The organism is Mesorhizobium sp. M0208 (genome assembly GCF_040322015.1).
GTDB lineage: Bacteria > Pseudomonadota > Alphaproteobacteria > Rhizobiales > Rhizobiaceae > Mesorhizobium.
The window spans coordinates 37,419-64,342 of record NZ_JAMYSP010000022.1 but is presented as its reverse complement, the minus strand read 5'-3'; the positions used below and the strand labels follow the sequence as shown (position 1 = coordinate 64,342).

The 26,924-nt window shown below is 62.6% G+C and carries 26 protein-coding genes; 15 read left to right on the top strand and 11 right to left on the bottom strand.

Annotated elements, in window-relative coordinates; translation table 11 throughout:
- Positions 1-50: 50 nt before the first annotated feature.
- On the bottom strand, positions 51-1,313 hold the full coding sequence (locus tag NKJ17_RS21415) for an N-acetylmuramoyl-L-alanine amidase (protein ID WP_352508563.1): 1,263 nt from the start codon (positions 1,311-1,313) through the stop codon (positions 51-53).
- A 668-nt stretch (positions 1,314-1,981) separates the two neighbouring features.
- Between NKJ17_RS21415 and NKJ17_RS21410 the strand changes: the two genes are divergently transcribed.
- The gene (locus NKJ17_RS21410; RefSeq protein ID WP_352689926.1) at positions 1,982-4,963 is read left to right on the top strand and encodes a ribonuclease E/G; all 2,982 of its coding nucleotides are present in this window, start codon (positions 1,982-1,984) and stop codon (positions 4,961-4,963) included.
- A gap of 96 nt (positions 4,964-5,059) precedes the next feature.
- Here NKJ17_RS21410 and NKJ17_RS21405 read toward each other — a convergent pair whose 3' ends face one another.
- Positions 5,060-6,025, bottom strand: a complete 966-nt coding sequence (locus NKJ17_RS21405; RefSeq protein ID WP_254817099.1) for a glutaminase — start codon at positions 6,023-6,025, stop codon at positions 5,060-5,062.
- Positions 6,026-6,037: 12 nt separating this feature from the next.
- Positions 6,038-7,186, bottom strand: coding sequence for a pyridoxal phosphate-dependent aminotransferase (locus NKJ17_RS21400; protein ID WP_352508565.1), 1,149 nt, complete (start codon positions 7,184-7,186; stop codon positions 6,038-6,040).
- Between the two features lie 145 nt (positions 7,187-7,331).
- Here NKJ17_RS21400 and NKJ17_RS21395 point away from each other — a divergent pair, with 145 nt between their 5' ends.
- From NKJ17_RS21395 to aat, 6 genes are all read left to right on the top strand, one after another.
- Complete coding sequence (locus NKJ17_RS21395; protein WP_352508566.1) at positions 7,332-8,726, top strand: M48 family metalloprotease; 1,395 nt, start codon at positions 7,332-7,334, stop codon at positions 8,724-8,726.
- 70 nt (positions 8,727-8,796) lie between these two features.
- Entirely contained in the window at positions 8,797-9,600 is an 804-nt protein-coding gene (locus NKJ17_RS21390) for a DsbA family protein (RefSeq protein ID WP_352508567.1), read from the top strand.
- 164 nt (positions 9,601-9,764) lie between these two features.
- On the top strand, positions 9,765-10,199 hold the full coding sequence (aroQ, locus tag NKJ17_RS21385) for a type II 3-dehydroquinate dehydratase (protein ID WP_031211260.1): 435 nt from the start codon (positions 9,765-9,767) through the stop codon (positions 10,197-10,199).
- A gap of 26 nt (positions 10,200-10,225) precedes the next feature.
- Complete coding sequence (gene accB, locus NKJ17_RS21380) at positions 10,226-10,684, top strand: acetyl-CoA carboxylase biotin carboxyl carrier protein (RefSeq protein WP_352477448.1); 459 nt, start codon at positions 10,226-10,228, stop codon at positions 10,682-10,684.
- Positions 10,685-10,703: 19 nt separating this feature from the next.
- Positions 10,704-12,047 (top strand): acetyl-CoA carboxylase biotin carboxylase subunit, encoded by a 1,344-nt coding sequence (gene accC / locus NKJ17_RS21375; protein ID WP_352477446.1) that lies wholly within the window; start codon positions 10,704-10,706, stop codon positions 12,045-12,047.
- 15 nt (positions 12,048-12,062) lie between these two features.
- On the top strand, positions 12,063-12,680 hold the full coding sequence (aat, locus tag NKJ17_RS21370) for a leucyl/phenylalanyl-tRNA--protein transferase (RefSeq protein ID WP_352477444.1): 618 nt from the start codon (positions 12,063-12,065) through the stop codon (positions 12,678-12,680).
- 84 nt (positions 12,681-12,764) lie between these two features.
- Here the strand turns inward: aat and NKJ17_RS21365 are convergent, their stop codons facing one another.
- The 3 genes from NKJ17_RS21365 to NKJ17_RS21355 all read right to left on the bottom strand — a co-directional run bounded on the left by NKJ17_RS21365 (position 12,765) and on the right by NKJ17_RS21355 (position 14,259).
- Complete coding sequence (locus NKJ17_RS21365) at positions 12,765-13,133, bottom strand: hypothetical protein (protein ID WP_352508588.1); 369 nt, start codon at positions 13,131-13,133, stop codon at positions 12,765-12,767.
- Between the two features lie 88 nt (positions 13,134-13,221).
- Positions 13,222-13,704 carry a DUF2155 domain-containing protein gene (locus tag NKJ17_RS21360; RefSeq protein ID WP_352508568.1) on the bottom strand — a complete coding sequence of 161 codons (483 nt, stop codon included), beginning with the start codon at positions 13,702-13,704 and terminating at the stop codon, positions 13,222-13,224.
- A 156-nt stretch (positions 13,705-13,860) separates the two neighbouring features.
- The gene (locus NKJ17_RS21355; protein WP_254817092.1) at positions 13,861-14,259 is read right to left on the bottom strand and encodes an NADH:ubiquinone oxidoreductase subunit NDUFA12; all 399 of its coding nucleotides are present in this window, start codon (positions 14,257-14,259) and stop codon (positions 13,861-13,863) included.
- Positions 14,260-14,513: 254 nt separating this feature from the next.
- Between NKJ17_RS21355 and NKJ17_RS21350 the strand changes: the two genes are divergently transcribed.
- From NKJ17_RS21350 to NKJ17_RS21330, 5 genes are all read left to right on the top strand, one after another.
- On the top strand, positions 14,514-15,674 hold the full coding sequence (locus NKJ17_RS21350; protein ID WP_352508569.1) for a helix-turn-helix transcriptional regulator: 1,161 nt from the start codon (positions 14,514-14,516) through the stop codon (positions 15,672-15,674).
- Positions 15,675-15,880: 206 nt separating this feature from the next.
- Positions 15,881-17,281, top strand: coding sequence for an ArnT family glycosyltransferase (locus tag NKJ17_RS21345; protein ID WP_352689925.1), 1,401 nt, complete (start codon positions 15,881-15,883; stop codon positions 17,279-17,281).
- Between the two features lie 94 nt (positions 17,282-17,375).
- Positions 17,376-17,675 (top strand): hypothetical protein, encoded by a 300-nt coding sequence (locus NKJ17_RS21340; RefSeq protein WP_352508571.1) that lies wholly within the window; start codon positions 17,376-17,378, stop codon positions 17,673-17,675.
- Between the two features lie 146 nt (positions 17,676-17,821).
- Positions 17,822-19,033 (top strand): hypothetical protein, encoded by a 1,212-nt coding sequence (locus NKJ17_RS21335; protein ID WP_352508572.1) that lies wholly within the window; start codon positions 17,822-17,824, stop codon positions 19,031-19,033.
- 151 nt (positions 19,034-19,184) lie between these two features.
- A complete protein-coding gene (locus tag NKJ17_RS21330) occupies positions 19,185-19,526 on the top strand; it encodes a hypothetical protein (protein WP_352508573.1) in 342 nt (113 codons plus the stop codon).
- A gap of 16 nt (positions 19,527-19,542) precedes the next feature.
- Here NKJ17_RS21330 and NKJ17_RS21325 read toward each other — a convergent pair whose 3' ends face one another.
- From NKJ17_RS21325 to NKJ17_RS21310, 4 genes are all read right to left on the bottom strand, one after another.
- A complete protein-coding gene (locus tag NKJ17_RS21325) occupies positions 19,543-20,031 on the bottom strand; it encodes a GNAT family N-acetyltransferase (RefSeq protein ID WP_352508574.1) in 489 nt (162 codons plus the stop codon).
- Between the two features lies 1 nt (position 20,032).
- Positions 20,033-21,532 (bottom strand): Asp-tRNA(Asn)/Glu-tRNA(Gln) amidotransferase subunit GatB, encoded by a 1,500-nt coding sequence (gatB, locus tag NKJ17_RS21320; RefSeq protein ID WP_352508575.1) that lies wholly within the window; start codon positions 21,530-21,532, stop codon positions 20,033-20,035.
- Positions 21,533-21,722: 190 nt separating this feature from the next.
- Positions 21,723-22,154 (bottom strand): CBS domain-containing protein, encoded by a 432-nt coding sequence (locus NKJ17_RS21315; RefSeq protein ID WP_023717464.1) that lies wholly within the window; start codon positions 22,152-22,154, stop codon positions 21,723-21,725.
- Between the two features lie 100 nt (positions 22,155-22,254).
- The gene (locus NKJ17_RS21310; protein ID WP_352508576.1) at positions 22,255-23,025 is read right to left on the bottom strand and encodes a rhomboid family intramembrane serine protease; all 771 of its coding nucleotides are present in this window, start codon (positions 23,023-23,025) and stop codon (positions 22,255-22,257) included.
- Between the two features lie 392 nt (positions 23,026-23,417).
- On the opposite strand from NKJ17_RS21310, the gene NKJ17_RS21305 reads away from it, so the two are divergent.
- From NKJ17_RS21305 to NKJ17_RS21295, 3 genes are all read left to right on the top strand, one after another.
- Positions 23,418-24,056, top strand: a complete 639-nt coding sequence (locus tag NKJ17_RS21305) for a PAS domain-containing protein (protein WP_352689924.1) — start codon at positions 23,418-23,420, stop codon at positions 24,054-24,056.
- Positions 24,057-24,173: 117 nt separating this feature from the next.
- Entirely contained in the window at positions 24,174-24,791 is a 618-nt protein-coding gene (locus NKJ17_RS21300) for a PilZ domain-containing protein (protein ID WP_254817716.1), read from the top strand.
- A gap of 259 nt (positions 24,792-25,050) precedes the next feature.
- Positions 25,051-25,650: a transglutaminase-like cysteine peptidase gene (locus tag NKJ17_RS21295; RefSeq protein WP_352689937.1), complete on the top strand. Its 600-nt coding sequence runs from the start codon at positions 25,051-25,053 to the stop codon at positions 25,648-25,650.
- Positions 25,651-25,951: 301 nt separating this feature from the next.
- On the opposite strand, the gene NKJ17_RS21290 is transcribed toward NKJ17_RS21295, so the two are convergent.
- The gene (locus NKJ17_RS21290; RefSeq protein WP_352689923.1) at positions 25,952-26,848 is read right to left on the bottom strand and encodes a LysR family transcriptional regulator; all 897 of its coding nucleotides are present in this window, start codon (positions 26,846-26,848) and stop codon (positions 25,952-25,954) included.
- Positions 26,849-26,924: the final 76 nt, after the last annotated feature.

Genomic DNA, 26,924 nt, shown 5'->3' with positions numbered 1-26,924 from the left:
GTGTTGTCGCCGTGCAACGCTGCTTCAGGTTGTGGGCGCCGGTGGGCATTTCAGCCTCCGGCCCCCGTTCCGCTTCTGGCCGAAGCAAACAGGGCAACGGCATTGGTTATGCTCTGGGTCGCCTTGTTGCGCCAATCGGCGCTGAGCAACTGCGCTTCGTCCTTGGCGTTCGACAGATAGCCGAGTTCGACCAGCACGGATGGAACGTCCGGCGCCTTCAGCACCTTGAAGCCGGCAGAACGCTGCGGGTTGTTGATCAGACCGACGCTGGTGGAAAGCTGGCCGACGAGAGTATGGGCGAAGCTCATCGAAAAATTATGCGTCTCGCGGCGGATCAGGTCGATCAGGATATCGGTCACTTCCTTGCTGTCGTCCTTGATCTCCATGCCGGCGAACTGGTCGGAAAGATTTTCACGGTCGGCAAGCGCCTGCGCCTCGGGATCGGAAGCCTTGTCGGACACGGTGTAGACGGTTGCACCGCGAATGCCCTTGAGGCTGATCGTGTCCGCATGGATCGAGATGAGCAGGTCGGCCTCATGCTGGCGGGCAATGCGCACGCGGTCGTCGAGCCGCAGGAACTCGTCCGTTTCGCGCGTCAGGAACACGTCGTATTTGCCGCTGGCGGCGAGCTTGTCGCGCAGTTCCATGGCAAAGGCGAGCGTCACGTTCTTTTCGACCGTACCGTTCAGGCCCTCGGCACCGCCGTCGATGCCGCCATGGCCGGGATCGACGACGACGGTGAAACGATGGCCCGGATTGGAGACCGGCCCGGTACCGACCCTGCCGGCCTTGTCGGCGGAGACCGTCGAGCCGGTCGTCAGCGCCTGATTAGCGAGCGCTGCGTCGAATTCTCGCTGCGAGGCCGCCGACATGTCGATGGCGATGCGGTAGCCGTTGCCGTCACCGTTCTTGAGCACGTCGAGATTGTCGACGGCGAACGGTCCCTTGCCGGTGAGAATCAGCCGCGATTTCCCCTCGCCGAGCTCGCCGTAACGCACGGCGCGGACAAGCCCGCGCGGCTTTACGTCCTTGGCATTGAGGGCGAATCTCGTGGCCGGCAGATCGATGACCAGGCGATCGGGGCCGCGCAGCAGGAACCATTTGATGTCGGGCTCGCGGTCGAAATTGATGACGATGCGCATCTTGGTGGCATCGCCGGCCATCTTGTAGCTTGTGGCAGCAAGCGGTGCGTCGGCAGCACGCGAAAGCGGCGAAAAGACCAGGCAAGCCAGGATCAGCGACAGCAGGCAGGCGGTGCGGAAGAACCAGCCTCCATGATGACGGCCCTTGTCTGCGAAGCTTGCCAGTCCCATCTTTCTACCAGTCGCTCCCGTTTTGGCGTCATGCCCGACCGCTTGTCGAAGGGCCCTGTTGCTTGTCAAAGTGCCGGCAGGCCGCGAACTCGATTAACGATTGGTATCCAGAGAAGGTTAACCAAGCCTTTTCATGGAAGGCTTGGGACCTGTGCTTCCGCTGCGGAACGGCTTTTTGCCGGCATCGGGAATCGGGGTTGCCTTCCAACCTGCCAAATCATAAAAGCGATGGTGGATCACTGCAATCCTGGAACCGTCCTCCTCCGCAGCTTCCTGCTACAGGTCAGACGCAAGACGGCTCCTTTCGCTTCAGGCGAAGAAGGCATCGGTGATCGCGACGATTTTCGCAGGCGTGCTCCCGTGGCGGGGGAATCGCCTGCGTGAGCAAAACGGCCGGGATTGTCCCGTGCCGGCTCTGTATGAGCAAACAAGCTGGTCCGGTTTTTCCCGGGCTTTGGTTCAAAAGGTTCTGCTGGTGACGATGGCTTCAAGCGCAATCATGGAAAGGTCCGCAACAAACCGCGCCACTACGGCTGCGGGCGGCACCGCCATGGCGCTCAGGCAGCGGCCGGCGGACGTTCAATTGTCCGGCACTCATGTTCCAGGTCCACGGCAGCGGGCATTGCCCCGCAAGCTGCGGCCGACGGCTGCCGGGAGGAAACGAAATAATGCCCAACAAAATGCTGATAGACGCCTCCCACCCGGAGGAAACACGCGTTGTCGTCGTTCGCGGTAACCGAATTGAAGAATTCGACTTTGAATCCCAGGACAAGAAGCAGCTCAAAGGAAATATCTATCTCGCCCGCGTAACGCGCGTCGAACCTTCCCTGCAGGCAGCCTTTGTCGAATATGGCGGCAACCGTCACGGTTTCCTCGCCTTCAGTGAAATACATCCCGACTACTACCAGATTCCGGTCGCCGACCGTCAGGCGCTGCTGCGTGCGGAAGCACAGGAAGCCCAGGACGAAGAGGACGAGGAAGCCGCCGAAGGCGAGGACCGCCAGAGCCGCGACCGTGGCAAGCGCGGACGCCGGCGCGGCGGCAAGAGCCGTGACCGCGGCGAGCACAGGCACGAGGCAGGCGCGTCCGACGGCGAGAACGGCGAAGGTGCCGTCGCAGAAAAGCTGGATGCCGCTACCGACAATGGCGAAACCATGTCCGACGTTGCTGGACAGAGCGAGGGTGCCGCCGGACAGAGCGATGAAGTCGCCGATCGCGGCGAGACCGAGCCGTCCGAAGGCGGTTCCAGTTCCATCGCTGCCAGCGTCGATGCCGACGTAATCTCGGAAGCCGTCCCGCAAGTCGAGCTAAGCGAAGCCGAGACGGGCGGGGCCGAGACAAGCGGCGAGGCAACCTCCGAAGACAATGATCGCGGCATGCTGGAAGAGGTGCAATCCTCGCATTCGGACGATCACGAGGTCGAATCGGTCGGCGCCGAAGACGCGCTGGAAGAAGTGCGCAACCGCCGCAAGCCGGTGCGCCGCCAGTACAAGATCCAGGAAGTGATCAAGCGCCGGCAGATCCTGCTGGTGCAGGTCGTCAAGGAAGAGCGCGGCAACAAGGGCGCGGCGCTGACCACCTATCTGTCGCTGGCCGGCCGCTATTCGGTGCTGATGCCGAACACGGCGCGCGGCGGCGGCATTTCGCGCAAGATCACCAATGCGCAGGACCGCAAGCGGCTGAAGGAAGTGGTCGCCGATCTCGAAGTGCCGCAGGGCATGGGTGTCATCCTGCGTACGGCCGGCGAAAGCCGCACCAAGGCAGAGATCAAGCGCGACTACGAATATTTGATGCGGCTTTGGGAAAACGTCCGCAATCTGACGCTGCAATCCACGGCCCCTGCCCTGGTTTACGAGGAAGGCAGCCTGATCAAGCGCTCGGTACGCGACCTTTACAACAAGGATATCGACGAGATCCTGGTTTCCGGCGAAGAAGGCTACCGCGAGGCCAAGGACTTCATGCGCATGCTGATGCCGAGCCACGCCAAGGTGGTTCAGCCGTTCCGCGACACGACGCCGATCTTTGTGCGCAACGGCATCGAAGCGCAGCTCGACCGCATGCTGCAGCCGCAGGTGACGCTGAAGAGCGGCGGCTACATCATCATCAACCAGACGGAAGCGCTGGTCGCCATCGACGTCAATTCGGGCCGTTCCACCAAGGAGCACTCGATCGAGGACACCGCGCTTCACACCAATCTGGAAGCTGCCGAGGAAGTCGCCCGGCAATTGAGGCTGCGCGATCTCGCCGGCCTCATCGTCATCGACTTCATCGACATGGAGGAGAACCGCAACAACCGCTCCGTCGAGAAGCGGCTGAAGGATCACCTCAAGAACGATCGTGCCCGCATCCAGGTCGGCCGCATCTCGCATTTCGGCCTGATGGAGATGTCGCGCCAGCGCATCCGTGCCAGCGTGCTGGAATCGACGATGAAGCCTTGCCCGCATTGCGGCGGCACCGGCCATGTGCGCTCCGATTCGTCGGTCGCGCTGATGGTGGTACGGGCAATCGAGGAATTCCTGCTCAAGGATTCGCGCAGCCACATCACGGTGCGGACGCCGGCAGCGACCGCACTCTATGTGCTCAATCACAAGCGCGGCACGCTGGTGGAATTCGAGCACCGCTTCGGTGTCACCATCACCATCGAAGCCGATGATACGGTCGGTGCACAACACTATGCCATCTTCCGCGGTGCGCTGGCCGAAAAGCCGGAAGGCTTCGTCGAGGCGCGCACCTTCCCGGCCTATGTCGAGCCGGAAGAACCCGAGGACGAGATCGTCATCGAGGAGGAAGACGAGGCACCGGTGCAGGCCGAGCAGCCACGCCTTGCGCCGCAGCCGCAGCAGCCAAGGTCCGGCGAGGACGGCGAAGGCCGCGATCGCAAGCGCCGCAAGCGCCGCAGACGGCGGGGCGGCAAGGATCGTGAACACGGGGATCGTGAACACGGGGATCGTGACCACCGGGACCGCGAACATGGCGCTGCTGTGGAAGGTGCTTCCGTTTCGGCGCCGACAGACGATGCGTTGGTAGCCGCCGGCGACCAAGGCGCCGAAGCGGGCCGTGAAGCGCCGGCCGGTGTTGCCGAAACGGCGGAAGCGGCGGACGACGGTCACGGCAAGAAGCGCCGGCGCGGCAAGCGCGGCGGCAAGCGCAATCGCCGTGAAGACGGCGAGGACAGCGTCGAAGCCAGCGCCGGCGAGCCAGCCGCCATGACGGACGGTGCCGGGGCGGAAGCAGAGCCCGTGACCGGCGAACCGGAAGGTGCCCCGCCGGCGGAAGAGCTTGCGGTGCTTGCTCCGGCGAACGACGACATGCCGAGCGCCGAAAAGCCGAAGAAGCCGCGCCGCGCCGCCAAGCCGAAGAAGGTTGCGGCGGAAGCAGTTGCCGAGATTGCGGTCGCCGAGACATCGGCTGCCGAGGCCGCCTCAGTGGCTTCCGGCGAGACCCCCGCGCCGGTGTCGCCGGAGACCGAAGTGGCGGCTGCCGAGGAAACGCCGAAGGTCCGGCCGTCGCGGCGCAAGCCCGTACCGGTGGATGCTCCGGTCGTCCCGGTCGTCTCCTCGATCGTTCCCGACGAGGCAAAGACCGAGGAAGCAAAGGCCGAAGACAAGCCAAAGCGTGCCGGCTGGTGGCAGCGGAAGGGTTTTTTCTAAGCCTTTGCGTGCATTAGCCAGACTTTCTGATTGGAAAAGTCCCGCGTCGCCGATCGGCTGCGCGGGATTTTTTTGCCCCAATTGCAGGCGACGACACTATGGTGCGAAGATCGACCAGTTCATTATCTTCGCCAGTTTTTCCAGCGCGATCGAGCCCAGCCTGGAATTGCCGTTGGCATTGAGGCCAGGCGACCAGACGGCAAGCGAGGCGACGCCCGGCACGATTCCCAATATGCCGCCGCCAACGCCGCTCTTGCCGGGAATGCCGACGCGGAAAGCGAAGTCGCCGGAGCCGTCATAGTGGCCGCAGGTCAGCATCATCGCGCCGATGCGGCGCGCGCGCTCTGCCGAGACGACGGAATGCCCGGTCGCCGGGTTCTTGCCGCCATTGGCGAGGAAGCGGCCGGCCAGGGCCAGTTGCCGGCAGCTCATGGCGATAGCGCAATGGTGAAAGTAAACGCCCAGCGCCAGTTCCGGCGCATGGTGGAGATTGCCGAACGATTTCATGTAATTGGCAAGCGCGAAATTGCGAAAGCCAGTGGCGCGTTCGGACGCCGCGACCTCACGGTCGACGATGATCGTGTCGTCATCGGCCAGGAACTGGATAAAGCGCAGGATCTCGCCGATCGCCTCGCGCGGCTGATGGCCGGCAAGCAGGATGTCTGAGACCACGATGGCGCCGGCATTGATGAATGGATTGCGCGGAATGCCGTTCTCGTGCTCGAGCTGGACGATCGAGTTGAACGGATTGCCCGAAGGTTCGCGCCCAACCCGCTGCCACAGCGCGTCGCCGACATTGCCGAGCGCCAGCGTCAGCGTGAACACCTTTGAGATGCTCTGGATTGAAAACGCCTCGTCGGCGTCACCCGCGGTCAGCACGCGGCCGTCATTGGTCACCGCGGCGATGCCGAATTTTTTCGGATCGATCTTGCCGAGCTGGGGAATATAGCTGGCGACGTCGCCGCGATCGGTACGCTCCGCCATTTCGGTGGCGACCTCGCGCAAGGCCTGTTCAAGCTGGGGCGCCTGTTCAAGTTGAGACGCCTGTTCAAGCTCCGGCATCGTCGCCCCCCGCTACTTCAGCCAGCGTTCGATACGCGCCATCGCCTCGACCATGTCGTCGTGGCTGCCGGCGTAGGAAAAGCGCATCGTGCGATGGCCCTGCAGCGGGTCGAAATCGCGGCCGGGCGTCGCCGCCACATGCGCCTCGGCCAGCATCCGGCGCGCAAACGCCATGCTGTCATTGGTGTGCCTGGTGACGTCGCAGAAGGCGTAGAACGCGCCGTCCATGGGCGCGGCCAAAGCAAAGCCGAGCTCCGGCAGGCGTTGCATCAGGAGCTCGCGGTTCCAGGCATAGCGCGCCTTCACCGCTTCCAGCTCTGGCGTCGCCTTGAACGCCTCGATCGCGGCAATCTGGGACAGCTCGGGCGGCGAGATGTAGAGGCTCTGGGCGATGCGCTCGACCGGCCGCACCAGCTCCTGCGGCAGCACCATCCAGCCGATGCGCCAGCCGGTCATGCAATAATATTTCGAGAAGGAATTGATCACCGTCACATCCGCGCCGAAAGAAAGCGCGGTCGTGTCTGGCGCCGCATAGGCCAGCCGGTGATAGATTTCGTCCGAGATTACGGCGATGCCGAGCTCTTGCGCCGTCTTGACCAGCGCCTCGAGATCGCCGGCGGGAATGACCGCGCCGGTCGGGTTGGCCGGGCTGGCGAACAGCACGCCCTTCAGAGGTTTTTCGCGATGCGCAGCTTGCAGGTGCTCGGCATGGAGATAGGCGGCGCCGTCCAACTCGATCTCGGCGATGTCGATGCCGAGCGCGGCCATGATGTTGCGATAGGCCGGATAGCCGGGGGCGGCGATGGCGACGCGATCGCCTGGATCGAACATCGCCAAAAAAGCAAGGTTGAAGGCAGCCGACGATCCGGTGGTGACAGCTATCCGCTCGGGCGAAACGTCAAGCCCGTAATGCTCGCCATAATGCGCCGCGATCGCCTTGCGCAGACCGGCGAGGCCCAGCGCGTCGGTATAGCCGATGCGGCCTGCTTTCAACGCATTGGCGGCCGCTTCGCGAACCCCGGCCGGCGCCGGATCGGAAGGCTGGCCGACGGCCATGGATACGACCGGCAGGCCCTTGGCTTTCAGCCGATTCGCCTCGGCCAGGATGTCCATGGCGTGGAACGGTTCGACCGCGCCGCGGCGCGAAAGCGAAACAACCATTTTTCAATCCACCACACTTGTCCGCGCGTGCCGGCCATGCTGGCCGCGCCGCACAAATGCCCGATTGGTGTGGGGATCACAAGTTCGGTAAGTTTAGGCTGCTGACTTTTCATCCTTCGCCCACTCGTCTACCAGTGGACCTGCCATGTTGAGCCGACCCAAATCGACGATCGCCAGGACAGCGCGCGCTTTCGCGACGCTTGCGCTTGCCGCGGTGGTCGCCATGGCCGGCTCGGTCGATGCATTTGCGCAGAATGTGCCGGTGGTGCGCGATGCCGAGATCGAAGCGCTGGTACGCGACTACGCGCGGCCGATCTTCAAGGCGGCCGGCCTATCGGGCGACGCCATCAACATCGTGCTGGTCAACGATCAGAGCTTCAACGCCTTTGTTGCCGGGCGCCGCATGTTCATCAATACCGGCGCGCTGATGACGGCCGAAACGCCCAACGAGATCATCGGCGTCATCGCCCACGAGGCCGGCCATATCGCCGGCGGGCATCAGCAGAAACTGCGCGAGCAGCTCGAGCGTGCCAAGACGATGGCGATACTGGCGACGCTGCTTGGCGCCGGCGCCATGGTTGCCGGCGCCACCAGCAACAGCCGCGGCCTCGCTGGGGCCGGCATGGGCGTGATGGCCGGCGGCGGCGAGATGGCGCAACGCAGTATCCTAGCCTATCAGCGCACCGAAGAGATGACCGCCGACCGTTCGGCAATCGCTTATCTGAATGCAACCGGCCAGTCCGGCATGGGCATGCTGAAGACGTTCGGCCGTTTCCAGAACGCATTGTCGCTCTCTGGCGCGCAAGTCGATCCCTATCGCATCAGCCATCCGATGCCGCAGGAGCGTATCGCCAATCTCGAAGTGCTGGTGAAGCAGAGCCCTTACGTCGATAAAGTCGACCCGCCGGCACTGCAGCAGCGCCACGATATGATGCGCATCAAGATCGCCGCCTACATGCAAGGCCAGGCGGCGGCGTCACGATTGATGCGCAAGAACCCCGGCAGCCTCGCCTCGCGCTATGGCGACGCGCAGATGACCTATCTTTTCGGCAATCTGGCTTCGGCGCTCACCAAGACCAACGCGTTGATCAAGGAACAGCCGAAAAACCCGTATTTCCAGGAATTGCGCGGCGACATCCTGATGAAGGCGAACCGGCCGAAGGATGCTGCCGACGCCTATGCCAAGGCGGTCAGCCTCGATCCGGCGCGATCCGGGCTGCTGCCGGTCTCTTACGGCCAGGCGCTGATGGCCATCGGCACGGCGGATTCGCTGAAGAAGGCGGTGGCGCAGATCAACACCGGCCTCGGACGGGATCGCGAAAACGCCGACGGATACCGCTATCTGGCACAGGCTTACGGGGAACTCGGCAACATCCCGGCCGCCGAGCTTGCAACCGCCGAAGGGCATTTCTATTCCGGCGACTACAAGAATGCGAAGATCTTCGCCATGCGGGCGCAGCAGAGCATGAAGCGGGGCGAGCCGGGCTGGCTTCGCGCGCAGGACATTATAAACTACGCACCATCAGGTAAGAAGAAGTGAACCTTTCGGACGCAGGCTGCGATACAGCCAAAGCGAGCGGACCAGAACACGGGCAAGAGGATCGAGGATCATGACCAGGGCAATTCTGCTGGGCACTACCGGAGTGGCAGCGGCTCTCGCCATGCTGGCGTTCGGCTTCGTCGCCGGCAATCCGCAGATGGCGAAGGCCGGCACGGCGCAGCTTGCCCAGACGGCGTCCTCGGATACCAAGCTCGACCGCACCGAAGTCGAAGGCATCGTCCGCGACTATCTCCTGAAGAACCCGGAAGTGCTTCTGGAGGCACAGCAGGCACTCGAGGCCAAGCAGAAGGAAGAACAGCGCGTCGCCAGTCTCGGCGTCATCAAAGACGCCAAGGACCAGATCTTCAATTCCTCCTTTGACGGTGTTGTCGGAAATCCGAACGGCAAGGTCACCATCGTCGAATTCTATGATTATAATTGCGGCTACTGCAAACGCGCCATCGAAGACATGCGCGCGCTGACCAAGGCCGATCCGGACCTGCGCTTCGTGCTCAAGGAATTCCCGATCCTCGGCCCGGATTCGCAGAAGGCGAGCGTCGTCTCGATGGCCTTCCACTTGCTGAAGCCGGAGAAATACGGCGAATTCCACAACGCGCTGCTCGGCGGCCAAGGACGCGCCACCGAGGCGGCGGCAATCAAGGTGGCGCTGTCGCTCGGCGCCGACGAGACGGCGCTGCGCGAAAAGATGAAGGACCCGAGCATCACCGAGGCCTTCTCCAAGACCTATGATCTCGCCACCAAGCTCGCAATCACCGGAACGCCGTCCTACGTGGTCGGCAACGAGGTTGTGTTCGGCGCGCTTGGCCAGGAAGTGCTGGCCGAAAAGATCGAGGCGGCGAAGGCGGCGCTCTGATTAGCGTTCGGGTTTCGATTAGGGCTACGGGTTTCCGGCGCGGGCCGTTTTCCGGCTGTTGTGGACGGAGAAAGAACGCACTTGCGCTCTTTTCGCCAGCGTCTATGCCCATTATAGAGGGTCCGGCGCGCCGGCTTAGCCGCGCCGGGAAAGGTCGGCATTTTTTGAAAACGGTTTTCGTCCTGAACGGCCCCAATCTCAACGCGCTCGGCAAGCGCGAGCCGGGCATCTATGGCGGCAAGACGCTTGCCGCGATCGCCGACGACTGCAAGCAGGCAGGTGCCGCACTTGGGCTGGAGATCGATTTCCGCCAGTCGAACCATGAGGGCGACCTCGTCGACTGGATCCAGGAGGCCGCCGACAAGGCCGCCGCAATCGTCATCAATCCGGGCGCCTACGGCCATACCTCGATCGCCATTCACGATGCCATCCGCGCCGTCGCGCCGCTGCCGGTGGCTGAGGTGCATCTCTCCAACATCCACGCGCGGGAACCATTCCGCCACGTCTCCATGGTCGCGCCGGTCGCCGTCGGCATGATCTGCGGGTTCGGGCCGCTCGGCTACACGCTGGCGCTGCAGGCGCTGGCTGCACGCCTATGACCGGCCAACAAACAGAAGGCTCGAAAATGTCGATAAAGAAGAACGGTGTTGACCAGCAGCTGATCCGCGATCTGGCGGGCATACTGAACGACACCAACCTGACCGAGATCGAGGTCGAGCTGGGCGATCTGAAGGTGCGCGTCTCGCGGCAGGCGCCGGCCGTCCATGCTGTCGCCGCAGCGCAGCCGGCCCACGCGCCGGCAGCCGCGCAGCCCGCGGCAGCCGCCGTGCCGGCGGCGCCCGACGTGTCGAAGAACGCCGTCGCCTCGCCGATGGTCGGCACAGCCTATCTGGCGCCGTCGCCCGACGCCAAGGCGTTCATCGAGGTCGGACAGAAAGTCAAGGAAGGCCAGACGCTGCTGATCATCGAGGCGATGAAGACGATGAACCAGATCCCCTCGCCGCGCGCCGGCACGGTGACGGCGATCCTGTTCGAAGACGCGCAGCCGGTCGAATATGGCATGCCGCTTGTCGTGATCGAGTAGAGCCGGGAACAGGCGAAAGATGTTCCAGAAAATCCTCATCGCCAATCGCGGCGAAATCGCCCTCAGGGTGCTGCGCGCCTGCAAGGAGCTCGGCATCCAGACGGTGGTGGTGCATTCGACCGCCGACGCCGACGCCATGCATGTGCGTCTCGCCGACGAGAGCGTCTGCATCGGCCCGCCGCCGTCGCGCGACAGCTATCTCAACATCCACCAGATCGTCGCCGCCTGCGAGATCACCGGCGCCGACGCAGTGCATCCCGGCTACGGTTTTCTGTCGGAGAACGCCAAGTTCGCCGACATCCTCGCCGCGCACAACATCACCTTCATCGGCCCGACCGGCGACCATATCCGCATTATGGGTGACAAGATCGAGGCCAAGCGCACGGCAAAGCGCCTCGGCATCCCCGTGGTGCCCGGCTCCGACGGTGCGGTCACCGAGGACAAAGAAGCCAAGCGCATTGCCGCCGCGATCGGCTACCCCGTGATCATCAAGGCGTCGGCCGGCGGCGGCGGGCGCGGCATGAAAGTGGCGCATAGCGAGGCCGACCTCGAGGTGGCGCTGCAGACGGCACGCTCGGAGGCGGGTGCGGCCTTCGGCGACGACGCCGTCTACATCGAGAAATATCTGCAGAAGCCGCGCCATATCGAAGTGCAGGTGTTCGGCGATGGCGCCGGGCGCGGCGTGCATTTCGGCGAGCGCGACTGCTCGCTGCAGCGCCGCCACCAGAAGGTCTGGGAAGAAGCGCCCTCGCCGGCGCTCAATGCCGAGGAGCGCGCGCATATTGGCGGCGTCTGCGCCAGGGCGATCGCCGATCTCGGCTATTCCGGCGCCGGCACCATCGAATTCCTCTATGAGGACGGCGAGTTCTATTTCATCGAGATGAACACGCGCCTGCAGGTCGAACATCCGGTGACCGAGGCGATCACCGGCATCGATCTCGTGCACGAGCAGATCCGCGTCGCCTCGGGCGGCGGGCTTTCGGTGCGCCAGGAGGATATCCGCTTCCACGGCCATGCCATCGAATGCCGCATCAACGCCGAGGATCCGCGGACCTTCACCCCCTCGCCGGGCACCATCACCCACTTTCACACGCCGGGCGGCCTCGGTATCCGCGTCGATTCCGGCGTCTATTCGGGCTACAAGATCCCACCCTACTACGACAGCCTGATCGGCAAGCTGATCGTGCACGGCCGCAACCGCGTCGAGTGCATGATGCGGCTGCGGCGCGCGCTCGACGAATTCGTCGTCGACGGCATCAAAACGACGCTGCCGCTGTTTCGCGACCTCGTTGGCAACGCCGACATCGCCAATGGCGACTACGATATCCATTGGCTGGAAAAATACCTGGCCGAAGGCGAGTGATACAGGGGCGAAGCGATGACTCGTCCCTACGCACCCGGTTATCGCATCCCGACCGACCTTTTGCTCAAAGCCTATGCCTCCGGCGTCTTCCCGATGGCCGAAAGCGCCAATGACCCCGAAGTATTCTGGGTGCGGCCGGAGACGCGCGGCATCATTCCGCTCGACGGGTTCCACATACCGAAAAGCCTGAGAAAGACGATTCGCAAGAACCTGTTCGAGTTCCGCATCGATTTCGACTTCGAGGCGACGATCGAGGCCTGCGCCGAAAGGCGCGAGGAACGCCGGTCGACCTGGATCAACGCGCCGATCCGCGAAGCCTATATCGAGCTGCATCGGATGGGCCATTGCCATTCGGTCGAGGCCTGGCACAACGACCGGTTGGTCGGCGGGCTCTACGGCGTATCGCTCGGCCGCGTGTTTTTCGGCGAGAGCATGTTCGCCAGGGAGACCGACGCGTCAAAGGCCTGCCTGGTTCACCTCGTCGAACGCCTGAAGGCGCGCGGCTTTGCACTGCTCGACACGCAGTTCACCACCGAGCATCTCAAACGCTTCGGCGCAATCGACGTGCCGCGCGGCAAATACGAGAAGATGCTGGCCGAGGCGCTGAAGGGCGAGGCCTCGTTTTTTCCATAACCTGGAATGGCTCATCATTTCAAAGAAACGCAATTCCGGACGGCAAGCCGTTCACACTCTTCCTGGAATTGCTCTATCGGCCGCTCAGCTTTTTGCTGCCGTCGGCAGCGGCGTCTGTGCGTGAAACATCATTTTCCAGCCATTGACGCGGTGGACATAGCCAGTACTGACCAGCGCCGCATAGGCTTCGCCATTTTGCCGGGTCGCACGCGCCTCGTAGGTCAGCATGACGATGTCGCTGCCCGGCTCGATGATGCCCTTGAGGTCGATGTCGAGATCGCGCCAGCGGTTCGGGTCCGTGGCGGTTTCGGCCAGATCGGTATTGCTCATCACCCGCGCCATCTGCGGGAAGGCCACCAGGCATTCGGTATCGGCATTGGCCTTGAAGTAGTCGGCGTCGCCGCTCCAGAATCCCCTTTCGATGTCGAGAAGTTCGTTCTTGTTGGCCATCATCATGGCAACCTCCTCCGTAGAGAGGCACCAACGCTCGGGGAACGCGGCGGTTCCGCGGGGCGCGGTATCCGCCGCGCGCTGACAGATTCTAGTTGGTTTTGGGGGCGGCGGGTGCCGGCACGTCGGACTTCTGCTTGCAGCCCTTCAGCCAGATATCATAGACGGCATGCTCGACGGCGTTGATCCCGGGGCTTTCGGCAAACATCCAGCCGGTGAAGATACGGCGTATCTTCCGGTCGAGCGTGATCTCGTCGACCTCGACGAACGAATCCGTCTTCGGCTCTTCGTTTTCGGGCCGTGAATAGCAGATGCGCGGCGTCACCTGCAAAGCGCCGAACTGCACCGTCTCGTCGATATAGACATCGAAGGTGATGATCCGGCCGGTGATCTTGTCGATGCCGGCGAATTCAGCGACGGGATTGGTGAGGCGTTCGGATACTGCCGGTGCTGCAGGCGCCACCGACGCGTCAGGCGCAGGCGGCGCCAATTCCTGCGCAGCAGCAAGCGCCGCCATGGAAGCGAGAACGACCGCGGTTAATCCGCCCGTCAAAATTCGGCTGAACATGCTCATGCAAGGTCCGGTGATTTGCGCCCGGGTGATTCTCTTAACGCCAAGGCTAGTTGCTGCTGTCGGATCAGCAAGCAACTAAACAGTAATTGTGGCGACAAAGGACCGCCCGCGTGGGGACCGCCTCCGTGGGGGACTGCGGCCTGTCGCGGCGATCGATCACGAACCGGGCGTCCAGGCGTCGTAGTCGCCCGTCACCTGCGGACGATGCCGGTTGGTCAGCACCGAGCCCTTCGGCCGATAGGCTGCGGGGCTGCCGGTGAGGTTCGGCACATGCGGCTTTTGCCAGTCGCGTGGCTTGTAGTCTTCGCTTGGCGGCGGAACGTCTACACGGTGATGGATCCAGCCATGCCAGCCGGGCGGAATCGCCGAGGCTTCCGAATAGTCGCGGTAGATGACCCAGCGGCGGGTGCGGCCTTCCGAATCGACGCCGCCCTCATAGTAGACGTTGCCGACCTCGTCCTGCCCGACCTTCTTGCCATGCCGCCAGGTGTGAAAGCGCGTTCCCAATGTCTGGCTGTTCCACCAGGTGAAAAACTGCAGAAGGAAAGTCTTCATCCAAATCCTCGTGGCAAGTCCTTGTGGCAAGTCCTCGCGGCGGCTGCGGCGCCTGTTCCTGCTTATGGCGTCACGGCATTGCGAAGGCAAGGGTCTTGCCGCAACCGGCGAGCAAAATGGCTGACGGAAAAGCGATACGTTCACGCTATTTTCGCGGCCGTCCGAAGCAGATCAAATAAGTTGTTGGTAACCTTACGCAGCGTTATTCTAGCAGTTGATGCTTCGTTGCCTAGGACGGCAAATGAGAGGGGTTTATGTCATCGCTGGCGCGCACGGCCGGTCGCGCATTGCCGCAGGTCGTTGAGGCGATCTACGATTCGATTGCCGACGTCGACCGCTGGCAGGCGACACTCGAGGCCATCTGCAATCTGGCGGAAGGCCGGCTTGCCATGCTCGCCGTCATCGACACGATCAGCAGCTCTGCGCGGTTTTCGGTGTCCTGCGGCGATCCCGCAGTTCTTGAGCCGTTGAAGCATGACTACGGCTCGCAAGTACCGTTCTATGCGGCGGTTCCCAAGATGGAGATCGACGTGCCCTTCACCGTCGATTCGATCTACACCCTGCAAGGCCCGGATACGCGACAGAGATGGCTCGAAAGCCGCATCGTGCGCGAATGGGTACAACCCAACCGGCTGGATGATTTCTTCTGGGTGGCGTTGATGAAGCGGCCGACCCGGATCGGCACGCTAATGGTGGTGACCGACAAGGACAGACGCCAGATTTCCCGCGAGGATCTCGAGCTTGTCTGCCTGCTGGCGCCGCATGTGCGGCGCGCAGTGACCATCGGCGACCTGTTCGAGGCCGAGCGGCGAAAGGCCGAAATCTTCCGTTCCATCATCGAAAGCCTCGACCATCCGGTGCTGATCGTCGCCGAAGACATGACCATCATCTTCGCCAACCCGTCAGCCGAAGCGCTGCTCGCCGAAAACATTTCGGTCGCTTGCGTGCGCGGACAGCTTTCATTCACCTATGCCAACGCCAATGCCGCAATCGGCCGTGCCGTCCATCTCGGCACGCGCGACGAATTCGCACTCGGACCTTGCGGCATTAACATTCCGCTGGCCAAGACGGCTGTTCCGGCGGTGGCCCATGTTATGCCGCTGGCGCGGCGTGAAATCTCGACGCGCATCTCGCAGCGCGCCGCCGCAGCGATCTTCATCGCCGCGGCCGGTTCGACACCGACCCCGGCGCTGGATGCCATTGCGGCGCTGTTCGGACTGACCGCGGCAGAAAGGCGAGTCGCCGGTCACGTTGCCGCCGGCCTGACGCGAAAGGAAATCGCCGCGGCCGGCGGCGTCTCGGACGGCACCGTCAAGTCGCAGTTGGCGACGATCTTCGACAAGACCGGCACCGGCGATCAGCGCGAGCTCGAACTCTTGATGCGCGAATTGTCACCGCCGTTGCGCTCCAGTTGATTTGCGCAGATTCTCGAACCGGCGGTGGTCCAAAGGACTCGGTCGGTAAGTTTTTCAAACTTTGACACCATCGTCGGCAAAATCTGGGAAACGAAACCCGGCATCGTTGCAATTCGGCCAAAATCGTGGTGCGGTCGTTCGCGGTCCAGAAACGCGGCACTCTGCTCGGCTGGAAAGAAAATGGTTTCTGGCGCGGATCTCGATCTTTGACACCGACATCTACCGAGCGGCTGCTCCCCTACCTCTTTTTGCTTGGGCTGATCGTAATCGCAGTCGCTTTCCGGCCACTGCTGCCCGTCGACGAAACGCGATATCTCAGCGTCACCTGGGAAATGTATCTGAGCGGACAGATCTTCGTCCCGACCATGAATTTCGCGCCCTATCTGCAGAAACCGCCGCTGCTGTTTTGGCTTATCGACCTTGTCTGGAAGATTTTCGGCGCCAGCCGGCCGGCCGCGATGCTGGTCATCTTCGCCGCCTCCTCGCTCGTCATCTGGCTGACGACGGCTTTGGCAAAGACCCTGTTTCCGGGCCGCGACGACATCGCACGGCGCATCCCCTGGCTGGTTGCTGGAAGCTGCGTGTTCGTCATCTATTCGACGCTGATCCTATTCGACCTGTTGCTGACGGTCTTTGTGCTCGCCGCGCTGTTGTCGTTGATTGCCTTTGCCCGGAGCGGCAATCGCTGGCAGGCCGTTCTGGCCGGGCTGTTCATCGGCATGGGCGTGCTGACGAAAGGCCCGGTGGTGCTGATCCATATCGGCGCGCCCATCCTGTTCTACCCGTTCTGGCGCGACCGACGGGCGGGACTGACGACACCGAACTTCCTCGCTGGAGTGGGCCTGGCAGTGCTTGCCGCGCTGATTCCGGTGGCGATCTGGCTGGTGCCGGCGACGATCCTGACAAAGGGCAGTTTCGTCTATGATCTGGTCTGGAACCAATCGGCGGGGCGCGTCACCGGCAATTTGCGCAATTCGCACGGCCGGCCGTTCTATTTCTATCTGCTGCTGCTGCCGGTCATGTTCATACCGTGGATCTTCATACCCGAGGTCTGGCGGTTGAAGCTGCGCACGCGGATGTGCAGCCTGATCGAGACGAAGTCGCCGGATCTGCGCGCCTTGCGCCTGCTGTCGTTCTCGTTCGTTGCCGTGTTGCTGGCGTTCAGCGCGATATCCGGCAAGCAGCCTCACTATGTCGTGCCGATGTTGCCGTTCGTGACCATCCTGTTCGGCTATTTCATGGCGGAGATCCCGCTCGCCAGGCTGAAAAGCTCGGCCGTCGTCATGCTTGTCATTTTCGGCATCGGCCACGCGGTGGCATCGGCAACCGCGTTCAAACGCTATGACCTGACGCCGCTCGCCAACTTCATCGACGAGCGAAAGGATGCGGACTGGGCCGTGGCTTTCGACTATCAAGGCGAAGTCGGCTTCCTGGCCGGGTTGCAAAGGCCGTTCGAAAGCACCGACAAACCGGAAGAATGGCTTGGCTCGCATCCCAGCGGCTATGTTATTGACAAGGTTTCCAAGGATCCCGGCACTGCAGGGCAAATCGCGTTCCGGCTTCGCGTCGAACGCGGCTATCTCGTCGTGCTGAAGGGACAGCATTGACGATCGTCACCGGTATGCGAGTTCGTCCCCCGCGCGGGAGATGAAGGCGTTGCTGCTTCGTGGTTCCATCGCTCGATAGAACCGGGAGGTATTCATGCGCAAACTCATCTCGACGACGCTTTTTGCCTTATCGCTCGCTGTGGCCGGCCTTGCCGCCGGTCCGGCATGGAGCTTCAAATGTCAGTCCGGAACGATCGGGCAAGGCAGTTGCTCCTGCTCCGGGACCGCCGACTGCACCGATATGCGGCATTCCAAAATGTGCAAGGGCGACCTGAACTGCGGTTCGGGCAAGTGCTCCTGCACGGCTGCATTGGTAGTCGACCCCGGCCCGAAAACCCCCAAGCCCAAGGTCGTCGCGCCGAAGGCGACAACCAAAGGCGTCGTGAAGCAGTAGATGTCCGACCCGAAAGGACGGCGGCTCGACGTCGCTGGGCCGGCCCGATGTTTCGCGGTTCATCCCCCGTGCGGGCGATGAACCGCTATCGAAGAAGTGCTGGCGTCTAGCCGGAGGGTGGTTTCCAACCAGAGAGCGAGGATACCATGTTGAAAACCTGCATGATGCTGTTCTTCTGCCTGATGGCGGCCACCGCGGCCGCCCAGCCGCCGCCTTCGGGGCCGCCGGTTCCTAGTGCGGCACTTGCCCCATGCAACGCCACACAATCGAACAGGCCCTGCAAAGCCGAACTCGGCGTGTTCCTGATCACCAACACCGTCCGCAACCTGGCGCAAGCCAAGGTCGACGCCACCAACGCACAGCTGGCCGCCCAGGGACGATCGTCGCGCGCATCGATCGAATCGCTGAAGCAATGGCGGCCGTCGCGCTTTGCGACGCAGATGCTGAACCAGCCGAACAGCTGGTTTGTCAAAGTTCCTTACATCCTGACCATCAAAGTCTCGATCCCTGTGACCTCCGACCGCCACATCGGCATTCCCATAGACGTCAACGTCTTCTGCAGCGGCTGGCAGACCGATTCCAGCCAGGTCATCATCCGCTCGCAACCCGGCCCGGCGAGCTTCGAGGGCGGCAACATCCTCGAGGACGTTTTCAACGTCGGCAATTACATCGACGCGCAGGTACGCAACTCGTTTTCGGCACCCCTACCGGTGACGACGCCGGTTCCAAATTCGAAATGCTCGGCAATAGACGGCTCCGATGCCGGCACGCAGGCTACCGGCGATGATCTCATCTTCTGGACGGTGCCGCGGCGCAACCTGGTGGTGACGGACGCCATAGCCAAGCCGACGGTTGAAGTCACCTTCGACAGCCTCACACGCCTGTCAGCCCGCGACTTCCACAACAATGTCGTCTATGCGGAATCCGAGGCTATAAACCTCAACCTCTACGCCAATGAGGACGGCCTTCAGAAGGCGCTGACCATGCGCGAAGGCGACGCGGCTGCGCTGAACCTTCCCGCAGTACGGCTCGACGCGCGAAAATACGATTCGCTGGTCGTCATCGGCAATGTCGACCAGCCGCCGAACGATCCCAGAGACAGCGCCTTCGCAGTAGCGGCCAAGACTGCGGGATTCGATGCCGGTTCCAAGATCATGCTGATCCCGAAGTGGTATTCGAGGCCGCCGGACCAGTTCAATCCCAAGCCTACATGGATCAGAGTTCCCGCCTATGAGCTGCACTATACGGTGCGCTATCTCAACAGCGGCGAGCTGGCCGTCGATGGTGGAACCAGTACGGTCCGGCCCCCAAAAGTCGCCGTTCCGATAAAGACGCTCATCAAGCCGAAAACGCCCTGACGCGGCCGCTCGCGGATGGCGGCGGCGGTTCAGACCGCTGCCGCCATCCCCCGCGCGGCAGATGCGGCAGCGCTGGCTTCATGGCCTGATCTTGCGGGAACAAACCCGCCGCTGCGCCACGAGCGAGCGGCGCCATCGATGGAGGTGCACGATGCTGCACTTTCCCCACACCATGCCCGCCGTCCGGATCATTGCGGCAATCTCGCTGCTTGCCTTCCCGAACTTCCTGCCGCCGGTCACGATCCCGGCGAACGCGCTGCCGGTCAGCCAATCCTGCCGGATCACCACCTATTACAAGACGGCGGCAAAGGCGACGGAGGTTGGCGTGCGCTCGACGTGCCAGGGCGTTAAAAAATGGGGCGTCACCTCGAAATATTACGAGGTCGAAAAGATCGAAGCCGCTACGCCCCCGCACACGTCGGGCGGCGGCGGCAGCCTGCCGTGCGAGTTTCTCGCCGCCGGCTGCTTCAACCTGCCCGTGAAACGCAACTGAGCGCCAGGCGAACGAGCTAGCCGATCGCCTTCTCCAAAACCAGCGCCGGCAATCCTGAGGCGCCGCCGCAATCGGCCGTGTTGCCGGCGGGCGTGAACCCTCTCGAGCGGTAAAAGGCAACGGCCGGAGCACTTGCTTCCTCGACCTCGACGCGCAGCGTTCGGGCCTCCGGAAAGCTGGCCTCGATCTCGTCCAGCAGGGCCTGGCCGATGCCTTGCCTCTGCCAGGCCGGATGCACGTAAAGCTGGTTCAGCATGACGACCCCGGCATCCGTCGTGGCGGCCGCGAAAGCCATGCCACCGATGCTTTTGCCGTCGTCCGCGACCAGGAATTCCGAGTTCGGTCGTGTCAACCGCGCTTTGAGCGCGGCGATCGAATGCCATTCGTCGGTGATTTCGGTGACCCGCGCCGCGCCGTAGATGGCGTCATAGGTGGCGTGCCATGTCTCCACCAGCAATGCGCGCACCGCCGCAAGATCGCGCTCGCTGGCGGTGCGGACGAACATCCTATTCGATCCCGAGCTTGGCCTTGACCAGCTCGTTGACCACCTGCGGGTTGGCCTTGCCGCCGGTCGCCTTCATCACCTGGCCGACGAACCAGCCGGCCATGGTCGGCTTGGCGCGCGCCTGTTCGACCTTGTCCGGGTTGGCGGCGATCACCTCGTCCACCGCCGTTTCGATAGCCCCGGTATCGGTGACCTGCTTCATGCCGCGGCTTTCGACCAGCTGACGCGGATCGCCGCCCTCGTTCCAGACGATCTCGAACAGATCCTTGGCGATCTTGCCGGAGATGGTGCCCTCCTTGATCAGATCGATGACCGCGCCGAGCTGATCGGGCGAAACCGGAGCATTTTCAATACTCTTGCCGGCTCTGTTCAACGCACCCAGCAAATCGTTGATGACCCAGTTGGCGGCAAGCTTGCCATCGCGACCAGCGGCCACCTTCTCGAAATAGTCGGCGACCGCCTTTTCCGATACCAGGATCGAGGCGTCGTAGGTCGACAGGCCGAGCGAGGAGATCAGCCGTGCCTTCTTGGCGTCCGGAAGTTCAGGCAGGTCCTTTGCCAGCGCATCGACATAGGCCTGGTCGAATTCCAGCGGCAGAAGGTCGGGATCCGGGAAATAGCGATAGTCGTGCGCTTCTTCCTTGGAACGCATCGAGCGCGTTTCGCCCTTATTGGGATCGAACAGCCGCGTTTCCTGGTCGATCTTGCCGCCGTCCTCCAGGATGGCGATCTGGCGGCGCGCCTCGGAGTCGATGGCCTGGCCGATGAAACGGATCGAGTTGACGTTCTTGATCTCGCAGCGCGTGCCGAATTCACCGCCAGGCCGGCGTACCGAGACGTTGACGTCGGCGCGCAGCGAGCCTTCGTCCATGTTGCCGTCGCACGTGCCGAGGTAGCGCACGATGGTGCGCAGCTTGGTGACATAGGCCTTGGCTTCATCGGCGGAGCGCATATCCGGCTTCGAAACGATCTCCATCAGCGCCACGCCGGAGCGGTTGAGATCGACATAGGACATCGTCGCATGCTGGTCGTGCATCGACTTGCCGGCATCCTGCTCCAGATGCAGGCGCTCGATGCCGACCTCGATATCCTCGAACTCGCCCTGCCGGTCGGGGCCGACGGAGACGATCACCTTGCCCTCGCCGACGATCGGTTGCTTGAACTGCGAGATCTGGTAGCCCTGCGGCAGGTCGGGGTAGAAATAGTTTTTCCTGTCGAAGACCGATTTGTGGTTGATCTGGGCCTTCAGGCCCAGACCGGTACGGATCGCCTGCTTGACGCATTCCTCGTTGATCACCGGCAGCATGCCAGGCATCGCCGCATCGACCAGGCTGACATTGGCATTGGGCGCGGCGCCGAAAGTGGTCGAGGCGCCGGAAAACAGCTTTGCCTGCGAGGTCACCTGCGCGTGGACCTCGAGGCCGATGATGATCTCCCAGTGGCCGGTGGCGCCGGGAACCAGGCGCTTGGCGTCGGGCGTGCGGGTATCGATGATGCTCATAAGGGCCTGCATATTGGAATTGCGGATATGCGGAACGCATATTTTGGTGTGCAACTTCGCTAGTGCAAACCGCTTCGCGAGACAAGCGCCAAGCCGCAGGTGCCGACGCGGCACAGGCCCGCAGCTGCCGCGATGGACTGCTATAGCAGCTTGAAAAATTCAAATGGCCGGCAACCCGGCCGCCGCCGCCTCATGCCGTGGCGATATAGGCCCTGATCTCCTCGGCCTCGCGCTCGACATCCTCGATGCGCCGCTTGACCACATCGCCGATCGACACGATGCCGTCGAGCAGCCCGTTCTTTTCCACCGGCAGATGGCGGAAGCGACCCTTGGTCATGATCTCCATCACCTCGTTGACGGTGTGGTTCTCATTGCAGATCTTCACCTTGGGCGTCATCGCCGAGCGGATGGCAAGGTCGAGCGCCGCGGCTCCCTCCTTGGCGAGAACCCGCACCACATCGCGCTCGGAAAGAATGCCGACGATCTTGTGATCGCCGTTGGTGATGACCAGCGCGCCGATCCTGTGTTCGGAAAGCATGCGGATGGCTTCGCTGAGCTTTTCGTTCGGCCCGAGCGTCACCACGTCGTGGCCTTTCGCCTCGAGAATTGCCTTAACAGTCATGGCGTCCTCCTCTGCATTTCCTGCCGGCTCCTGCCCTGGCCGGCTTTCCCTAGGATGAACATGGTGCGCCGCGATCGGTTGCTTTTCAAGTGCGGAGGTCTCAGCTCTCCGGCTCCTCCGTCTGCCGGGGCACCTGCTCTCGCCGATCAAAAAACCGCAGGCCGAAGAAGCCGGCAACAAAGCCGCCAATATGGGCTTCCCAGGCGATCTGGCCGTCAATGCCGGGCGCCAGGCCGAAGAGGCCGGTCGCCAGGTTGATCACCATCCACATGGCGAGAAAGGTGACGACGCCGCGCGAGCGGAGGACCGCCGCCATCGGTAAGGGCCGGCCAGCGAAGGCGGCCCTGCCCGACGAGCGGTCGATGCGGAAGCCGTAGCGCGCCGCCGCGCCCATCATGCCGGAAATCGCGCCGGAGGCGCCGACCAGCGGTGCGTCGCCAAGCGGGTGCATGGCCCAGAACAGCGCCACCGCCGCCAGTCCGGTGGCGGCGAAGAACAGGCTGAAGCGCAGCGCGCCGAAGCGGTTGGCCAACGGTGAGCCGAAGGCCGCAAGCCACACCATATTGATGGCAAGATGGGCAAAGCCGCCATGCAGGAAGGCATAGGTAAAAGGGCTTGAAAACGCGAAGAAATCCAGGTCGAAGCGGCCGGAATAGCGAATCGGCACGAAGGCAGCCCGGACAAGCAGTTCGAAGTCCTGGTCGTCGGTCAGCCAATAGACCCGGATCAGATGGACCGCGACGCAGATGCCGATCACCGCCAGCACCACGGGCGGCAGGTTGAACACCGGCTCGCGGCGCTGCTCCGGTTCGCGGGCGACAGGCCCACCCTGGCCCTGCTCGATCTCCGGTGGGCTTTCTGGGTCACTCATATGGCTTGCACTCAGTCGCTGGATTGGACTTCGCGAGCATGTAGATCACGGCCAACCGAATCACAAACGGCGAATCAGCAGGCCCGAATCGAAAAAGAAGCCGTCCAAGGTTTCCCTTGAACGGCTGGTCGAGCCCCCTTGCTCCCCCTGAACTCTTGACTGAAGTGCTGCCGATCGTCGCAAAACGACCGCTTCTGGAGTGGTTTTTGTGTGCCACAGGGCTGGCAGGCGCGCAACGTAAACTAGTTGTTAACCTTAACCGCCCCGACCCGTGAACAAGTATTAACGATGCTGGCACGCATCCTGCTCCGCAACGCATGTAGGTCTTCGGAGGGCGCCCTTCTGTTCACCGATAGGACATCTGAAGACAGAATGCGCGGAGCAGCATTAGCATGAACCAGACCGGATCGATCACGCTGTTCCATTATTGGAACCGGTTGCGTGACGGACGCCCTGCCCCGAAGCGCTCGGAAGTCGAACCGGCCGACATCAAGTCGCTGCTGGCCGACACGTTCATCCTGGAAAAGGACACGCGCGGCGAAGCGGTGTTCCGGCTCGCCGGCACCAGGCTTTGCGCAGTCTATGGCCGCGAATTAAAGGGATTTTCATTCCCTTCGCTGTGGCGCGAAAAGGACCAGCGGCTGATCTCGAAGCTCACCGACGGCGTCTTCGACCTGAAATCGGCGGCCCTCATTACCTATGAGGGTTTCAGCCGCAATGGCCGCTCCAACAGGTTTGAGCTGCTCGCGCTGCCGCTCGACGGCGGGGTCGAGAGCCCGCGCTGCCTCGGCGTGATAAGCGCCGTCGAAAAGCCCTTCTGGCTGGGCGCGGACCCGGTTTTCGACGCGTTGATCGATTCGATCCGTGTCGTCGATCCCGACAAGGAGCCGGTGTTCCTGAAGAACCGGCCGGCGATGGAGGTTCCCTCGCTCGCCCCGTCGGAATTCGACCCGCCCGAGACGATTTCGGCGCTCGGCCAGGCCCGCCGCATCCGTCACCTGGTCGTCTTCGACGGCGGACGCGAGGAATGATGCCCAAAGCTTAAAGCAACAGCGCCGGATTTTCCCCTTTGTTAACCTGCTTTGTTGTAGTTTTCCGCTGAAATTCCCCGCATCCATGCGCGGAATGCCGAACGGGGTATGGCAGTGATGAGGTCAGCGGCGGTCGACCATGCACCGTCCCAAGCTGAAAGGCGTAACTTTCAGCGCGTCCGCGTGAAGATTTACGGACGCTTCATGCTGGAAGACCGCACCGAACATCCCTGCCAGGTAGTCGACATGTCGCCCGGCAACGTTTCGCTGCGCACCGAGCGCGCCGGCCTGGCTGGCGAAAAGGTCATTGCCTATATCGATCATATCGGACGCATCGAGGGCGTCATTACCCGCACTTTGCAGGATGGCTTTGCGATGACCGTCATCGCGTCGGAGCGCAAGAGGGACAAGCTCGCCGCGCAACTGACCTGGCTTGCCAACAAGCACGAGCTCGACCTGCCGGAAGACCGTCGCCATGAACGCGTCGCGCCGCGCAACCCGACGAGCGTGCTGCAGCTTGCCGACGGACGCCAGTACCAGTGCCGCATCATCGACCTGTCGCTGTCGGGCGCGGCGATCGAGATCGACGTCAAGCCGGCCATCGGCGTCCAGGTGACGCTGGGCACCATGCGCGGCCAGGTGGTGCGCCATTTCGAAGATGGCATCGCCATCGAGTTCGCCGTCATCCAGCGCCCCGAAACGCTTGATACCGAATTCAGCTCACCGCGCGGCTGACGCGGAAGCGTTAGCGCCATCGGGAAGCGAGGCTGGCGACCTTCGCGCCCCCTCGTCCCGCCATCTTAGCTGTTCGAACGGGGCGACGAAGCATGGGAACGCACCCGGCTGGAATCCATAAACAATTCTATACTCAATTGTATCCAATTTTAGGTTTATTCTATTGGCGTTTTACTTAATGTCTACTTCGCGCTTTTGCGTCAAATAAATCCAGCCGTGTCATTGTCTCCTCAAACGGGGAGACGGAATAATGAACAGGATGAGGGGCAAGCTGTTGCTGGCGGCAATAGCGATGCAGCTTTTCGGCTGGGGGATTGCAAACGCGGCGGAGCCGGCCTTCATGCACACCGGCGGCCGCACCACACAGCCGGTCGGTCACTACGAATTGTGCCAGCAGCTTCCGCGGGAATGCAATCAGAGGACGCCTGACCGGGCGCCCGTCGAGCTCACCCGAAAGCTGTGGGCGACGATCGTCAAGATCAACAATTCGGTCAACAGCAAGGTCGCGCCGCGCACCGACATGGAAATGTGGGGCAAGGAGGAAGTCTGGTCCTTTCCCAATAACGGCTTCGGCGACTGCGAGGACTATGCGCTGGAAAAGCGCCGCGAGCTGATGAGCATCGGCGTGCCGGCCGGCGATCTGCTGATGACGGTCGTGCGCCAGCGCAACGGCGACGGCCATGCTGTGCTGACCGTGCGCACCAGTCTTGGCGAGTTCATCCTCGACAATCTCCAACCCAAGGTGCTGTCCTGGACCAATACCGGCTACACCTACCTGAAGCGCCAGTCCGAGCGGAATTCCGGCGCCTGGGTGACGATCAACGACGGCCGCTCCGACGCGGTCGCCAGCGTCCGCTGAGGACGCAATGCATGTCGCCCAAAAGCGCGTAGCGGTTTTGGGATAACGACATGCATAAAACAGAGGTTAAGTGCGTCGCATGACTTCGCGCTTTAGGAGAAACCCGGTCGAGTCCCCACCCTCCCCGTCCCCAACGACCGGGTTTAAGGAGCCGGCCCCGTCCCCGGGCCGGCTCCACCATTTCTGGCGGAACAACATTTCGATACAGTTATCTCGGCTTTGCCTCCAACTGCGCTTCGTCATCCAAGCTGTCTCACGATCGTTTGTGGGATACGAGCTGCCGTTTGCCGTCCAAACGCTGTTACTTGCCCCTGATACGGAACGCGTCGACAAAGGCGGAAAACGCCGGAGAGGGATGGCGTCGGCTTGGATAGTACAGGTGGTAACCCTGGAACGTCGGGCACCATTTGGTCAGGACTTCCTGAAGAAGGCCCCTCTCAATGTGTGGCAGGACGAGTTCGCGCGGTAGATAGGCCAAGCCCACTCCGTCAAGCGCGGCCTGGATCGCCGGCCCCATGTTGTTAAGCGTCAGTTGCCCCTCGACCCGAGCACTGAACTCGCGCGCTCCTTCCCGCAATTCCCATGCATAGACCGATCCTGACGTCGGCAGCCGGTAGTTGATGCAGTTATGGTCGGTCAGCTCCTGCGGCGTCTGCGGCGGTGTCCGGTGGGCGAAGTAACGGGGTGAGCCGACGACAGTGTAGGTCACGTCGGCTCCGATGCGCACGGCTACCATGTCCCGGGCAATGGACTCGCCCAGCCGAACACCGGCGTCGAACTGGCGCTCGACGATGTTGGTGAAGGCGTTATCGACCACCAGCTCGACATTGACATCGGGGAAGTCGCTCAGGAACTTTGGCAGCCGGGCGCGGAAGACAATGTCGACCGAATCGTCGGTGCACACCAGGCGAATGTTGCCGGACGGCCTGTCGCGCAGGACGCCGAGAGCGCTGACCTCGGCCGCGATGCCTTCGAAATGCGGTTCGATGCCTTCCTTGAGGCGTTGACCGGCCGCCGTCGGGGCCACGTCGCGCGTGGTGCGAGACAGAAGACGGACGCCAAGCCGCGACTCCAGCGACTTGATGGTGTGGCTAAGGGCCGAAGGAGTGACGCCGAGCTTGGCGGCTGCTCGGGTGAAGCTCCGCATCCGGGTGATCTCCAGAAACGCGCGCATTTCGGCGAACTCGTCGCGTGGCATTGATGAGCCTCATTCACAACCACATCAAAATTATACCCGCTAGTCGCATTTGGCCAGCCCGACTACTTAGTTCGGG